The organism is bacterium, assembly GCA_035419245.1.
In the GTDB taxonomy this organism is placed as follows: domain Bacteria; phylum Zhuqueibacterota; class Zhuqueibacteria; order Residuimicrobiales; family Residuimicrobiaceae; genus JAKPUX01.
The window spans coordinates 91,106-106,532 of record DAOLSP010000006.1; the positions used below are offsets into that span (position 1 = coordinate 91,106).

9 protein-coding genes are annotated in these 15,427 nt (G+C 58.4%); 7 read left to right on the forward strand and 2 right to left on the reverse strand.

The genetic code is table 11. From position 1 onward, the window contains the following. The first annotated feature begins 25 nt into the window (after positions 1-25). The 4 genes from PLH32_09990 (at position 26) to PLH32_10005 (ending at position 6,669) form a co-directional block, all read left to right on the forward strand. The gene (locus PLH32_09990; GenBank protein ID HQJ64928.1) at positions 26-2,299 is read left to right on the forward strand and encodes a hypothetical protein; all 2,274 of its coding nucleotides are present in this window, start codon (positions 26-28) and stop codon (positions 2,297-2,299) included. 13 nt (positions 2,300-2,312) lie between these two features. After that, complete coding sequence (locus PLH32_09995) at positions 2,313-3,377, forward strand: PorV/PorQ family protein (protein HQJ64929.1); 1,065 nt, start codon at positions 2,313-2,315, stop codon at positions 3,375-3,377. 20 nt (positions 3,378-3,397) lie between these two features. Beyond that, positions 3,398-4,654, forward strand: a complete 1,257-nt coding sequence (locus tag PLH32_10000; protein HQJ64930.1) for a hypothetical protein — start codon at positions 3,398-3,400, stop codon at positions 4,652-4,654. Between the two features lie 83 nt (positions 4,655-4,737). After that, positions 4,738-6,669: a T9SS type A sorting domain-containing protein gene (locus tag PLH32_10005; protein ID HQJ64931.1), complete on the forward strand. Its 1,932-nt coding sequence runs from the start codon at positions 4,738-4,740 to the stop codon at positions 6,667-6,669. 9 nt (positions 6,670-6,678) lie between these two features. On the opposite strand, the gene galB is transcribed toward PLH32_10005, so the two are convergent. After that, the gene (gene galB, locus PLH32_10010; GenBank protein HQJ64932.1) at positions 6,679-9,114 is read right to left on the reverse strand and encodes a beta-galactosidase GalB; all 2,436 of its coding nucleotides are present in this window, start codon (positions 9,112-9,114) and stop codon (positions 6,679-6,681) included. Positions 9,115-9,197: 83 nt separating this feature from the next. After that, positions 9,198-12,044 (reverse strand): glycoside hydrolase family 31 protein, encoded by a 2,847-nt coding sequence (locus tag PLH32_10015; protein HQJ64933.1) that lies wholly within the window; start codon positions 12,042-12,044, stop codon positions 9,198-9,200. Between the two features lie 181 nt (positions 12,045-12,225). On the opposite strand from PLH32_10015, the gene PLH32_10020 reads away from it, so the two are divergent. From PLH32_10020 to PLH32_10030, 3 genes are all read left to right on the forward strand, one after another. Beyond that, on the forward strand, positions 12,226-12,837 hold the full coding sequence (locus PLH32_10020; GenBank protein HQJ64934.1) for a TetR/AcrR family transcriptional regulator: 612 nt from the start codon (positions 12,226-12,228) through the stop codon (positions 12,835-12,837). An 82-nt stretch (positions 12,838-12,919) separates the two neighbouring features. Continuing rightward, entirely contained in the window at positions 12,920-14,395 is a 1,476-nt protein-coding gene (locus PLH32_10025; GenBank protein ID HQJ64935.1) for a TolC family protein, read from the forward strand. 40 nt (positions 14,396-14,435) lie between these two features. Next, positions 14,436-15,413 (forward strand): efflux RND transporter periplasmic adaptor subunit, encoded by a 978-nt coding sequence (locus tag PLH32_10030; GenBank protein ID HQJ64936.1) that lies wholly within the window; start codon positions 14,436-14,438, stop codon positions 15,411-15,413. The last annotated feature ends 14 nt before the right edge of the window (positions 15,414-15,427 follow it).

Here is a 15,427-nt window from a genome sequence, read left to right on the forward strand (position 1 = left end):
CCAACCTAACGAATGGGAATGCACGATGAATAAAAAGAAAATGAGACGCTTGCCCCTGCTGCTGGCCATTAGTACCCTGTTAGGGGCCGGCAGTATCGATCGTACAACGGCCCAGGACCTCCGGTGGATCCGAGTCGGCCAGCTGCAATGCTTTTTCATGGATTTCGGAAACGAGTGCGAACTTTATCCTTTCACGACGACCAATTTTCTCGCCTGGCCCGCCCAGTATGGAGATAACCAGTATGCCACCCGCGCGAAAGCGGTCTGGATAGGGGCGAGCGATTTTTATGACCCCGTCGAGAAAAAGACCAAATCGGTCAAGGTGATCGGCTCCGGACCGCGTTATGACGCGGACAACCAGGCGGCGATGATTTTTTCGACCAGCATCAAGCTGATCGGCCGCGAACAACCCCCGAAAGTCATCGTCGACAACCAGAACGGCTCTTCCAATACCCTTTATGATGCCCTGGACGAAATCGACCCCAACCTCCCCAGCGACCGGATGGTGGTCATCCGTTATAACACCTCCATGGGGGTGTCGGTCATCAAAAAAGTTCTCGGCTTTGTCCAGCAAAACCATGACACCTATTTCATCCACGACTACGTTTTCAAGAATACCGGCATTTATAATACCAAGGGTGAAATCAACGCCCAGACGCTCAAGAACTTTTGGGTCTATTTCAGCTACCGATATGCGATGAATGGGGTCTGCTCGAATGGTTACAGTTCGGCATGGGGCGATTTCGGAATGGAATGGGGCTCCAGCACGGTAGCCCACGACTTCGGACCCCCCTACCGCTCCCGCCCGGACAGCCTCCGCGGTTTTTATGCCTTCTACAGCCCGCTGAAGGGAAGTTATGGCACCCGCAACGCCGTGACCAGTCTCGGCTATGACTACGACTGGGGCTGCCCGAAGCAGACCGGCGGCGGACTCAACCTCGACGGTCTCCTCGGTGCCGCCAAATTTGCTGGCTGCGTAACCCTGCTCGCTTCCAAGGGATCCGGCGCCCTGTTCAACATCGACGACTACAATCAACCTGCGACCGTGAACTATTTCAATGCCGACGGTTCAACAACAACCAACCCGCAAAGCCAGTATGACGAAACCGCAATGAAGCTGCGCTGGGCGGAGATGACCGAAGGCCACCTGCAAAAGTCGCTATGGGAGGCCGTCGGTGATGGACGCTACTACGCCGACTGGCTGAACACGGATCCCCTGCATCCCTCCGGCGGCATGTATGGCCAGGGCTTCGGCCCCTATACCCTGGCCCCCGGCGACAGCATCCGCATCGTCTTCGCCGAAGGCGTCAATGGTCTGGCTTGGGAAAAATGCCGCGAGGTGGGGGCCAACTGGTATCAGTACTTCGCCGGGACCGGGGCACCGACCCTCATCAAGCCGGATGGCAACACTACGACCAACGTCTCGGAATACCAGAAGGCCTGGGTCTTTTCGGGTGTCGATTCCATTCTACAGACGTATAAGAACGCCCGCGCCAATTTCCGCTCCGGCTACAAAATCCCCCAGCCCCCGCCGGCGCCGGCCTCCTTCACCGTCGCCTCCGGTGGCGATGCCATCAGCCTGACCTGGGCCGACAACGCCGACAAGACCCCCCACTTCAACGGCTATGTGATCTACCGCTCTGAGGGGCTGGTCAAGGACTACCGCGCGGTCTATGAAAAGATCTTTGAATGCGATGCCGCCCATGTGACCCACAGCTTTGACGACACCTCCGCAACCCGCGGCTTCAATTATTACTACTTTATTCAATCCAAGGATGACGGGACGCAGAACGACGTCAAACCGGGCGTGCCGCTTTACAGCAGCATGTTCCTGACGATGACCTCGGTTTCTGCCAATCTGCTCCGCCCATCAGGCGATCTCCTCGCCGAGGTGCGCGTTGTCCCCAATCCCTACGATATCCGCTCCCGCAAATGGCAATTCGGCGAGGTCGGGCCTTATGATCGGATCATGTTTTATGGGATCCCACCCAAATGCAAGCTCAAAATCTTCAGCGACGACGGCACCCTGATCTGGGAAACCGTGCACAACAATGGCTCCGGGGATGAGCCGTGGGACTCCAAGACCTCCTCTAACCAGATCGTCGTCAGCGGCATCTACATCCTCTATGTCGAGGTGACTGAGGATACCTATGCAACCGACGACCGCATTGCGCGCTACGACATCACGGACGAGAATCTCAAGACGATCTATAAACAGGGTGAAGTGCTCTATCACAAAGGCGACAAAATCTTCAGCGCCGGACAGTCGACATTCCGCAAATTCGTAATTATTCGATAACGGGAGCAGATCGATGAAAAAAATAACCGCAATTCGCCTTTTCGGAAGTATCCTGGTCCTGCTCGCCTCGGTCGGTGGAAATGCCCAGGATAACCAGAAACTGGCGCAGACCAGTTTCAAATTCCTGAGTGTCGTCTCTGACGCCCAGGGCGCCGCCATGGCCGGCGCAATGACCAGCCTGCCGTTGGGCTCCAGCGCCCTCTTTTTCAATCCGGCAGGGATGGCGAATATGGAAAGGCGCGCCGACCTATCGCTCAGCAATAACGAGTGGATCGCTGATATCCGGCACTATACGGTGGGCCTGGCACTCAATCCGGCCAATGGCAAATACGGCGTGGTCGGACTGAGTCTGCAGTATGCCGATTTTGGGAGCTTCATTGGCACAGTGGTCAGCAAGGATCCTGCCAACCTCAAAGGCTACGAAGAGACCGGCCTTTTCGATCTCAATGCCTATGCCGTGGGTCTCGGCTACGCCAGGGCGCTTACCGACCGCTTCAGCGTCGGTGGGCAAATCCGTATGGCCCATCAGGATCTCGGAGAGAGCCGGATTCCCAACGAATCCAAACACATCCCGATCTATGATGATTCGAATCACGCCATCATCGGCTATGAGGACTCGACGGCTACAGGCACCAACCGCCTCACGCCCCTGGTCTTCGACTTTGGCACCCAGTTCAAGACCGGCGTTAAGAGCCTCGTCTTCGGCATGTCGGTGCGTAACTTCTCCAAGGAAATTCAATATGTCTATGAGCAGTTCCAGCTGCCCCTGGTTTTCACCCTCGGGATCTCGATGAATCTGATGGATCTTTTTCATGAGGTCCCGTATAACCAGTCCCTGGTGATGAGCATCGATGCAAGCCATTACCGGGACCATCCCGAGCAGCTCAAGGTCGGATTGGATTACCGGATCATGAACATGATCGCCCTGCGCGGCGGCTATGTCACCGCCAGCGATGAGAACAGTGGCTTTTCGTTCGGACTCGGCGTCTATAAATCAGGCTTCGCCTTTGATTACGCCTATACCCCCTACGGGGTCTTCGATAACGTCCAGCGCATGACCGCCCGGATCTCACTGTAATCAAGGCCAAGGAGAATACCATGATGAAACCTTGCTGTATCTTAACCCTCGTCACGCTCCTGCTGGCGGCTGCCGGACTTTTGCTGACCGGTTGCGAATTTGATGTCGCCGAGCCCAAGTGGGAGGAGCCCGCGCCTGCTACCGCCGCCGTCTCGATTTCATCGATCGATCCGGCAGCCGCGGTTGCGGGCGTGAATTATATCACCATTCATGGCGCTAATTTCACCGGCGCGATTGATACCCTGATCGTCAAGAGCTCGGACAAGGATACCAGTTACCGCTATCTCTATAATGGCATCTACTTCGATGATGTCAAGGCGGATGTTGTCGAGTTCTCCGACACCGTCATTAAGGTGCGCCGACCCAAACTGGCCAACGAGGCCTGTCAGGTCAAGGTGGTCTCCAATAAGGCGATGGCCACGGCCAAATATGCCCAGCCTTACAGGATCGACGCGGTCGTCGGCCGCTATGGCCTGTTCAACGAGGATCTGCCGCTGGCAGTGGTTGTCGTGGATGCCCGCGAGAATCTCTATGTAGTTGAGACCAACACCCGTTATATCCAAAAAATCACCCCTAGCGGCGACAAGACCAACATCGCCTCCGCCCTGCGCGTCCCCTACGACGCCAGCATCGGAGGGGACGGCAATCTCTATCTGGCCGGAAACAACAGGGCCATCGACCGGGTTGACCTCTCCACTGGAACCATCGCTCGCTGGGTGAACCTCCCATCGGGAAAAGTGGTGAAATTCCTTGATTTCAGCGAAACCGGATACTGCTTTGCCGGCGGAACCCGTACCGATCTGGTCGTCATTCCCGGGGATCTGTCAACCACCGCGGTCTCAGCCGGTTTTTACGCCACGCAGGAGATCCTCGCCATCCGCTGCTATAACGGCGCCGTATACGTCGCTGCCCGGGCCACAGCAGCCGATCCGGTCAAGATCTACCGGCATGCCATTGGCGACAAGGGCAGCGTCGGCGCCCAAGAGCTGGTCCTCGATCTCTCCAAAACCAGCATGTTCGCCGGCCGAAGCCTCAAGGCCATCAGTTTCGCCTCGGATGGTACCATGATAATCGCAACCGATGCAGCCGATCCCCTGCTCAGCTATACTCCCGCCACCGGCCAGATGGATTATTATTACAAGGGAATCCTCAATCCATATTGCAAGCACTTTTCCTGGGGCAGTAAGACTTATCTCTATATGATCTGCGGCGATGACACCGCCGGCGAAGAGTGGACGGTCTATCGCGTCGACATGGGGACGACAGCGGGCAACTGACCCCCGTCACCATCCAGCCCAGGGCCTGTGGCGTCTGCAACAGGCCCTATTATTAATTGCACGGTCAACCCCAGGGAGTCTCCATGCGTCTTACCATGTCAAGCCTGCTTTGTTTCCTCGGCCTCGCGGGATCCACGCTGCTTCCGGCGCAAACGGCCGAGAACTGTTTTCTCGTGGATTTCGCCCCCAGGACGGCGTGGATCCCACCCTCTCAGGCGGCGGCTAAACCGCCCGCCAATCCGGACGTGATCGTGACCATCAGCACCATGGATACGCTTGGCAAGGTTTCCCCGTACATCTTTGGCAATGCCCTGGCGGCCTGGGTAGGCAATGACGTGATGAACAAGGTGCTTATCGGCCATATCCAGGAGCTCTCCCCCACCCTCATCCGCTATCCCGGCGGCAGCTGGGGCGATATCTTTTTTTGGAATGGCGATCCAGGCGACCTGCCTGCCACCATCCCCGACGGCGCCAACAATGGCGCAGCGATCCCCCTCTCCCCTCAGTTCGGTGCGAACAGCTGGACCACGACTCTGGATAACTATTATTCCATGCGCGATCAGGTCAACGCAACCCAGGGATTGATCACCGTCAACTATGGCTATGCCCGCTACGGCCTTGGTGATAAACCGGTGGAGCGCGCCGCCCATCTGGCTGCCGACTGGGTCCGCCATGATGAAGGTCGCACCAAATTCTGGGAGATCGGTAATGAGAACGCCGGGCCGTGGGAAGCCGGCTGGCAGATTGATACCACCCGCAACCGGGACGGCCAACCCAAAATCATCACCGGCGAGATCTATGGACGCCACTTTAGAATTTTCGCTGATTCCATGCGGGCCGCGGCGGCCGAAATGGATGAAACCATTTACATCGGCGGTCAGATCCTCCACTATGACGGCACGACCAGCTGGAATGTCGCGGACCGAACCTGGAATGAAGGGTTTTTCCGGGAAGTCGGTGGGAGTGCGGATTTTTATGTGATGCACAATTATTTCGGCAGCACCGGGGTCAGCAAGGCCAGGAGCCAGATCGATCTGGCGCGCAGCGAGATCAACAAAAACATAACCTTCATCCGCCAGGATATCGCCCGGAAACAGGCCTTCAGCAGACCGGTCGCCCTGACGGAGTGGAATATGGTCGATCATCCCCAGGCCGTGACCTCCATCGCGAACGGCATGCAGGCCGTCGTGCTCAGCTGCGAGATGATCCAGAACCAGTTCGGCCTGTCGGCCCGCTGGCTGCTGGTTCATTGGGAATCCGGCGGGATGTTCTACAAGGGCGCCAACCCGGCCATTCCAGCCTGGAGCCCGCGTCCCGACTTTTACTATCTCTACTACCTGCAGCGTTTCACCGGCAACCACAGCATCAAATCAGCTGTGGCCGGCAGCAGCGATGTGCTCTCGTACGCCACTACCTTCGCCTCCGGCGAGCTGGGCGTGGTGACCGTCAACAAGGGCGCCACCGAACAGATCATCCAGCTCTCGCCGCAAGATTTCTCCCCAGGCGGCCAATACTACCTCTACTCGCTCGTCGGAGAGACCAGCGAGCAATGGGCGCAAAAGGTCGTGGTGAACGACGCCGGCCCATCGGGAGCAGCCTGGGGACCGGTTGAGGGGCTGGAAAAGATACTCGCCCGGGCTTACGACACCAACGGCGGGATCCGCTACACCTCACCGCCGTTGTCGGTGCAGTATGTGCTCATTAGCCGCGCCGTGAACCGCGTCGAATCCGCACCCCCCCTAACGCCGGACCATTTCGAACTCGGCCCCAATTATCCGAATCCCTTCAACGCCCGGACCATGATCTCTTATCGTCTACCCCATGAGATAGAGGTGAGGCTGCGGATCCTGGACCTGAGCGGGCGAGAGGTCGCTCAATTGCTCGCTGGCACCCGGCAGCAAGCTGGTGTGTACCGCATCGCGTTTGATGCCAGCTGTCTCAGCAGCGGCCTCTATCTCTGTAGACTGGAGGCAGGCCCCCTCGCTGCAACCCGGAAAATGCTCCTGATCAAGTGATCCCACTACCTATTCGCTGATGATCTGCAGCACCGCCTCCTGCAAGCCTTCCGAACGGGCGGTTAAAACGATCACGCCCGGCTCGTCGCGCGTCTGGATCACGCACAGGCATTTACCGTTGAACGCCATGCGATGGTCCGCCTTGAAGGGCTCCATGCTGGTCTGGAGGCCGTTATCGACACCGGCGATCACAGCCGGCCCCTGCAGGGAAAACTGCACCAGGTTGTCCGCCCGCGGCGCCAGGACCCCGGCGCTATCCACGACCTCGACCGTCACGAACGAAAGATCACGGCCGTCCGCCTTGATGCGATCGCGGTCGGCGGTCAGGACTATTTTTGCCGGAGCCCCGGCAGTCTGCATACGCTGCTCGAGCACTGCGCTGCCCTCCTTATAGGCCACCGCCTTGAGAAAGCCTGGTTCGAAGGGCACCCGCCAGACCAGCTGGAAGGTATCGCGGGTCTTCTCCTTTTTGCCCAGGGAACGACCGTTGAGGAACAGCTCCACCGCACCCTGGTTGGTGTAGGCCCAAACATCGATCACCTGGCCGGATTGCCAGTTCCAATGCGGGAAGAGATGCAGCATAGGCCGGCTGGTCCATTCGGCCTGATAAAAATAGTAGCCATCCTTGGGGAAACCGGCCAGATCGATCAGGCCGAAGTAGGAGCTGCGCGCCGGCCAGGGATAGGGCGTCGGCTCGCCGAGATAATCGAAACCGGTCCAGATAAACATGCCGGAGACATAGGGATACTCGCGCACGATCCGCCAGTTATCAGCATGGGTGGCCCCCCAGGGGACGCGGCAGTTGTCGTAAGCCGAGCAGGTGAGATCGGGATTCATCGGCCCCCGTTTGTTCCAGGCAATCGGCCAGATCCGCACGGAATCGGAGGGCATGTCATACGCGCCACGGGTGGCGATGGCGGAGTTGGTTTCGCTGGCGACTAGTTTCAGTCCCGGATAATCCTGGGGGAAGGTTCGCAGATCTTGCTCGTGATAGTTGCGGCCGACGACATCCAGAGCGCCCGAGCGGATGATGCGATTCTGCGGCGAGGGGTCGTTGCAGGCCGAGGTGATCGGTCGGGTAGGATCGAGATCGCGGACGATTGCAGCCAGCTCTTTGGCCATCTCGATGCCGCTGTCATCCCACTGTTCGGGAATCTCGTTGCCTATGCTCCAGAGCACCACGCAAGGATGGTTGCGGTCACGCCGTATCAGATCCTCGAGATCACGGCGGTGCCATGCATCCCAATCGAGGTGATAATCGTAGGGATTCTTGGGCAGCTTCCACATATCGTAGGCCTCGTCCATAACCAGTAAGCCCATGCGGTCGCAAAGGTCGAGCAATTCCGGCGCCGGTGGATTGTGGGAGGTACGGATGGCATTGCAGCCCATCGCCTTGAGCAGCTCGAGCTGACGCTCGAGGGCGCGCTCGTTGATCGCCGCCCCGAGGCAGCCGAGATCGTGATGGTTGCAGACCCCCAGCAGCTTCATCGCCACCCCGTTGAGGGCGAAGCCTTTCTCCAGGTCGAAAGCGATGGTGCGGATGCCAAAGGGGGTCTCGTACCGGTCCTCCTCCCGGTTTTCAGCCAGCACCCGGGTCACCGCACGATAGAGCACCGGCTTTTCGACCGACCACAAGGCCGGCTGCGTCACGGTGACGTTCCCTGATATTGGTTCAACGGCTCCCGGGGGCACACTTATCGCATTGCGCAGAGCAGCCACCCGGCGGCCAGCGGGATCGAAAACCTCGGTCATGACCGTCACCTGCTGCGAAGTCTCGCGGTCATTGCGAACCCGGATCTGCAGGGAAATCACCGCCTGCTGCGCCGAGACTTCCGGCGTAGTGATGCAGGTGCCCCAGTGATCAACATAGACCCGGCCGGTGAGGGTCAGCCAGACATTGCGGTAGATCCCCGAGCCGGAATACCAGCGCGAATTGGGCTGCTTCGAGTTGTCGACACGCACCGCGAGGACATTCGCGGCACCACCGAATTTCAGCCACGGTGTGAGTTCATACCGGAAGGAACTGTACCCGTAGGGCCGCTTGCCAAGGTAATGGCCGTTAATCCATACCTCACTGTTGCGGTACACGCCGTCGAAATCAATGAAAGCGCTACGGCCCATGTCCGCCTGCAGCAGCGTGAAGGTTTTGCGGTACCATCCGATGCCGCCGGGCAGGGCGCCGCCGTCGGTCGTAGCGGGGTTATCCTTGCTGAACGCCCCCTCGATGCTCCAGTCGTGGGGCAGGTTCAGGGTTCGCCAGTCACTGTCGGCGAAACCGGGTTCCTGGGCGCCAGGGAGATCCCCCAGCTTGAACTTCCAGTCTCGGGTGAAGCGCTCGATCCTCCGCGGGGACGGTCCAGGGGCGGAACACTGCATGCAGATCGTCGCCAAGGCCATAAGGGAAACCGCCATCCTAAGGGCCACCAGACTCTGATTACAGGTCATAGACACTCCTGATAAAATTAAAATACCTTGAAGGACGAGTGTCCAGCAGCCACGCCCTCCCTTCCCGCGTGGCTGCGCTCTTCCTATTGCATCCGTACAGTGACAGGGGCACCGGTATAGGGCACTCGGGCCGCGGGCGCAGCGGTAAAATCGAGTCCGGACGGTTTCTGCCGACTCACCCAGACCACTTCAAAGGTGCGCTCCCGGAGCATGCCGGGGAATTCTCCCTGGCGCGCGCCCAGCGTCAGCTTGCGCTCCTTTTCCGACCAGGTGACCGGGATAGTCGCGTACTGCCCTTTCTCGTAATTGTAATTGACCCCTTCATCCTCGTAAAGAGTGAAGGCGCCGTCGCGGCCGGTATAGACGTAGAGGCGGATGGGATCGGGAGGCTTTTCCATAACGTATTGCACAGGCGGCCCGAAGGGGATGATCGACCCCTCGCGGACATAGAGCGGGATATCGCCCAGCGGCGCTTCGGCGACGATTTCCCGCCCGCCGGCCGCAAATTCGCCGGTCTGGAGGCGATACCATCCGGTGCCGGCAGGCAGATAGAGGGCACGGGCGCGGGCCTTGTAGGTCGTGACCGGGTTGACCAGAATCGCCGGACCGAACAGGTACTGGTCGCCGATCGATCGCACCTTCTGGTCCTTCGGGAAATCCATAACCAGAGCGCGCATGAAGGTATAGTCCTTGAAGGTCACCTCCGCAGCCATAGAGTAGATATAGGGCAGCAGGCGATAGCGCAGCTCGTCATAAGCCAGCATAGCCTGGTAAGCGGGATGCCCGGTGGGGGCGATGTTCCATATCTCCCGGTAGGGAAATTCGCCATGCACCCGTAGCAGAGGCACAAAGGTCCCGAACTGGAACCAGCGGGCATTGAGCTCGCGCCACTCCTCGAGATCTTCGGGTTTGACGTTGCGTTCGAAACGCGGTTCGACCGAGAAGCCGCCGATATCCATGGTCCACCAGGGTACACCGGAGAGATTGAAATTGAGCCCGGCGGAGATCTGCGCCTTGAGGTCATACCAGCGCGTGACGATATCGCCGCTCCAGGTGGCGGCGGCATAACGCTGCTGCCCGGCGAAGACCGAACGGGTAAGGATGAAAACCCGCTGGTTGGGCCGGGTCTTGCGCTGATTTTCGTAGATGCCGCCCGAATGGACCAGGGTGTAGCTGTTGAGATAGCGCGAGGAAGAACCCAGGCCGGTCGGGCCGATGCGCCGCCGCGTCTCCTCGAGAGAGAGGTTACTATGGATGTCTGGTTCCGTAGCATCAAGCCACCAGGCATCGAAGCCCTTGCTGAAGAGATGTTCGTTGATCTGGTCCCAGAAGAGCTTGCGGGCCTCGTCGCGGTAGGGATCGTAGAACGAGCAGGTGTAGCCCGGGCCCACCCAGTCGCGCTCTTTGACCAGAACATTGCGCATATAGAGCCAGCCGGGATGGGCGGCGAACTCGTTGTAATGTTCGGTGCCGACGTAGAACTTGGGCCAGACCGAAATCATGATCTGTGCATGCAGGTCGTTGTGGAGCTCGTCCACCATCCCCTTGGGATCGGGGAAGCGGCTCGGGTCGAACTCATGGCTGCCCCATTGATCCTCTTTCCAGTAGAACCAGTCGAGGACGATATTGTCGAAGGGAATCTTGCGGGCGCGAAACTCCTTGACCACGGAAAGGAGTTCCTCCTGCGAGGTGTAGCGTTGGCGGCTCTGCCAGAGGCCCAGTGCCCATTTGGGCATCATCGGGGCCTTGCCGGTGAGGGTGCGGTAGCCATGGATGACCTCATCGAAGCTGCCGCCATGGACGAAGTAATAGTCAATCTGATCGCCAATCTGCGACCAGAGCGAAAGCGTATTGGGCGGGGTATCCCGGTCCAACGGCAGAAATTTGAGGCCGATGTAACCGCCCATCGGAATCCATTCGATTCGGAGGTCATAGCGCTTGCCCGCGGACATCTGCAGACGTGGCAGAGTCGTCCATGGCAGCCAGTTCTGCCGGTAGCCATCGGCGACCAGATCTCCATTCAGCCACATTTTATAAAAGCCGGAGGCATAAAGGCGGAATTTGAACTCACCACTCTCCGCGGCTTCGATCTGGCCGGAATAACGAACGCTGGCGACATTTTCCCGAAATCCATCAGGATAGGGATCATTGACATCGATGAACTCATGCTCGATACGCGGCTCGGTGCGCGCCGTAAAGAGATCCTGAAAACCCGCCGTCCGGAAATATTCAGCGGTGAGGCCTCCCAAGGTGCCGTTCTTGTCGTAGAGTTTGAGACCGGAGAGCGATTGAAAATCGCGGCAGTCGCCGAAGCGAGTCTGGGAGGTATTGTCCCAGAGGATGCCGTAATTCCGGCTCGATACCAGGAAGGGATTGACATCGAGGATGTTAAGCTGGAAGAGATCGACATCCTGCCCCTTGTAATTCATCATGTCGTTTTGTTGCTCGCCGAGGCCGTAAAAGGCCTCATCAGCCGGGGAGTGAAAGAGCTGCTGGATGTGGTCGGCCTGCTCTTCCATAACCACCGCCGGGGTGAAGCGGCGGCCGTTGGTGCGCTCGGCGAGAAGAAGCGAGCCCTTGCGGTCATAGAACGAGACCGCGCCAGTGGTCTTGTGGACCCGAACCCGCAGCTTGGCGGTGGTCAACTCCACATAGACCCCTTTGTCTCTGATGTTCCAGCTCGGAGTCCCGGCATCGAAAGCGATGCGCATCAGACTGGGACGGGCTGAAAAGGTATCGGCGGGAGAGGCCACGACGCGGATGAGCTGATCACCGCAAACCTCGATTTTGAGGCGGGCCGTACCCGATGCCAGCCTTTTGTCCAGGGTGAAAAGGAGGCCATCCGGGAGTTTCTCAAAACTGAACGCTGCCGCGGCGAGGGCGGAGATCATCCCAGCTGCCAGCGAGAGGCGGGAGCACACACGATTCATGGTTTGATCCTTTCATCGGAAGAGGCGGAATGTCACCAGACACCAGGAGGCGTTCCGGCCGTTTCATCCCAAGCAAAGATACGAAAAAACATCCTCAATTTCAGCAAAAAAACTTGTATTTGTAATAAAAGTATCGTATATTGATTAGTGAATCAATATTCATTTTTAAAAATCGAGTACCATGCGCACCAAGGAAGGCAACAAGGAACAGGATATACTCCAGGCGGCCGTTCAGCTTTTCTCCGAGAACGGCTATCACAAGACCCGGATGTTCACCATTGCCGAGCGGGCAGGCGTAGCAACCGGCAGCGTCTATCTCTATTTCGCCAGCAAGGAGGAGATCCTTAACCGTATCTTTCATGATCTCTGGAAGCGCCTGGCGGCAGAGATCGAAATTCTGACGCTGCGGCTCGACCTGGAGCCTGTGCAAAAACTGGACCGGCTCATCGACCATGTCTTCGAACTCTTCCTTAACAAGCCCGCCCTGGCCCTGGTCTTCGTCAACGAGCAGAACCATCTGCTGCTAAATCAAGACAATGCCTTTCTCCCCTATTATGATCGCTTTCTGGAGCTCGCCCAGGAGATCCTGATCGAAGGGACTGAGCGGGGGGTTTTCCGTAAGAACATCGATCTCAGGATCATCCGGCTCTTCTTCTTCGGGGGTATCCGCTACCTTATCCACCAATGGGCCCAAAATCCCGAACAGATCTCGCTGCAAAGCATCTGCCAGCAGGTGAAAAGCATCGTACGTGAGGGCATCCTGATCACTCCGCCTTCGCATGGCTTGACGTAATGACGGAAGCGTTTCCAGAACCCCGCGGCCATGCCCTTTGATCAATAATGAACAGATATTCATTAATAATTTGGAGACTGCCATGTCCCGTTCAACACCGAAAATCCGCCTGCTACTGGTTGCCCTGTTGCTTCCGGCGCTGGCCCTGGCGCAGTCGATGACCCTTGCGGAAGCGGTCGATACCGCGCTGCGGGGCAACGAAAAGATCCGCCAGTATGAAGAGCGCCTCAAACAGAAAAAACAGGCGAACAAGGCCGCCTGGGGCAACTTTTTGCCCACGGCCAAGGTCGAGGCCAGTTACCGGCACCTCGATGCGCCTTTGGCAATCGACCTCGATCCCATTCGGGAGGCGATCATCACGATTCAAGCCGGGAATCAGACCGAGATGACCAACATCTATTCGCTGCTGCAGGGCAAAGCGCCCTTGAGCGCGGCGCAGCGCCAGGCCTTGAATGGACAGTATTATGGCGCTCTGGACGGCTTGCTGCCGCCCTTTTCGGAAACCCTGAAGAAGCAGGATTATCCGAGTGCCGCGCTGGTCGGGGTGCAGCCGCTCTTTGTCGGCGGCAAGCTGATCGCCGCCAAGAAATATGCTGCGGCCGAGGAGGAAGCCGCGGCGGCCGAGCTGATCCAAGTCCGCAACCAGGTTTTCAAGCAGGCGGCCAACGACTATTTTGCTGTCGCCCTGCTCCAGCAGGTAGTCGCCACGCGCGCCGACGTGCTCGAGGGCATGAAACGCCACCGCCTGGATGCCCAGCGTCTCTTTGAGGAAGGCCTCATCCCCCGCTATCACCTGTTGCGGGCAGAGGTAGCGGTGGCCGATGCGGAACGCAACCTCCTCGATGACCAGAACAAGCTCGACCTGGCACGCATCGCCCTCGCCCATACCCTGGGTCTGGAGTCCGCATCTGTTTTATTGGCTGCGGATACCCTTGCTTACACTGCCGCCGGTGACTCGCTCGACGCGCTCATCTATTCAGCGCAGGAGAACCAGCCCCTGTTGCATCTGGTAGCGATGAAACAGCGCGCAGCCCGGCAAAACTATGCGGTCGCCCGCTCCGAACTGCTTCCGGAGGTGGCCGGTTTCGGCAAGTATGAGCTCTATCCGGAGTATCTATCGGCACTGGAACCGCGCTGGGTTGTCGGGATCCAAGCCAACTGGACCCTTTTTAACGGCCTGAAAAGGATGCATGCGCTCCAGCAATCGGTTCATCTTGAGCGCGAGGTCGAGCATATTCAGAAGGATGCCCGGCAGCAGGTGGATCTGTGGGTGCAAAAGGCATGGCGGGATGCAGCCAATGCCCGCTCTCGTTATGAAAAGCTCGCCACCACCCTGGCTCTGGCGGACGAGAATCTACGTCTCAATGACAAACGCTTCCAATCGGGTTTAGGCACCTCTCTGGAGGTGGTGGACGCCCGCCTCTCGCAGGAGCGCATCCGCATGGAACGACTGAGCTCATTGCAGGCCTATTACTCCGCCCTGGCCGACATCTATATCGCCGCCGGCAAACCCGAAGCCCTACTGAAAGTCTGGAACCGGAACAAGCAGGTCGATTAAAACACCATCAAGCGCCGGTGCGCCGGCTGGAGGAAATTGTATGAAATCAAATGCCAAATCCATATTACTGGTCCCGGCGATGATCGCCCTGATCGCGGCCATGACCCTGGTCATCCGCGCTTTTACGGCGAACAAAGTCGTTCTGACCGGCCAGGTTGAATGCACCGAAGTGGACGTTGCCTCCAAGCTCCCAGGACGGATGGACTCTATTTTTGTGCAGGAAGGATCGCCGGTACGGCGCGGACAGGTGCTGGCGCGGCTGCAGAGCCGGGAAATCGACGCCAAGGTGGAGCAAGCCCGCGCCCAGATGGCCGCCGCCCGGGCCAAATGGGAGATGGCGCGTCATGGCGCCCGCCCCGAGGAGAAGGAACAGGCCGCCAAGGGTTATGAGACCGCCAGGCATCAGTTCGAGCTCGCGGAAAAGACCTGGAACCGCATCAGCTCCGTCTATCGCGACAGCGTCATCTCGACTCAGGAGCACGATCAAGTCGAATTCCAGTACAAGGCAGCGAAGGAACAGCTCGATGCCGCCCACGCCCGATACCAGATGGTGCTCAAAGGCGTGCGCAGTGAGGAGATACAGGCTGCCGAGGCGCTCTATCATCAAGCCGAGCAGGGGTTGGCCGAGGCGCTGGCCTATCAAGATGAGACCCTGATCAAAAGCCCCTTGGATGGTGAGGTTTTCAAACGGATCAGCGATCCTGGCGAGATCGTCGCCGCCGGTTATCCGATCTTCACGCTGGTCGATCCGAAGGATGTTTGGGTGATCCTGCAGGTACGCGAGGACCAGATGGCCTCGATTAGGAAGAATCAGATGATGGAGGTAGTCATTCCAGCTTTGGGCCCTGAGCGACACCCTTTCAAGGTGACCCAGATCGCCGCGATGGCGGACTTTGCCACCTGGCGCGCTACCAATCAGAAGGGTGACTTTGACATCAAGACTCTTGAAATCCACCTGCGCCCGCAGAAGGAAATTGCGGGGCTCATTCCGGGCATGACTGCCCGGGTGACGCTGTAACCGGCCAGAATAGA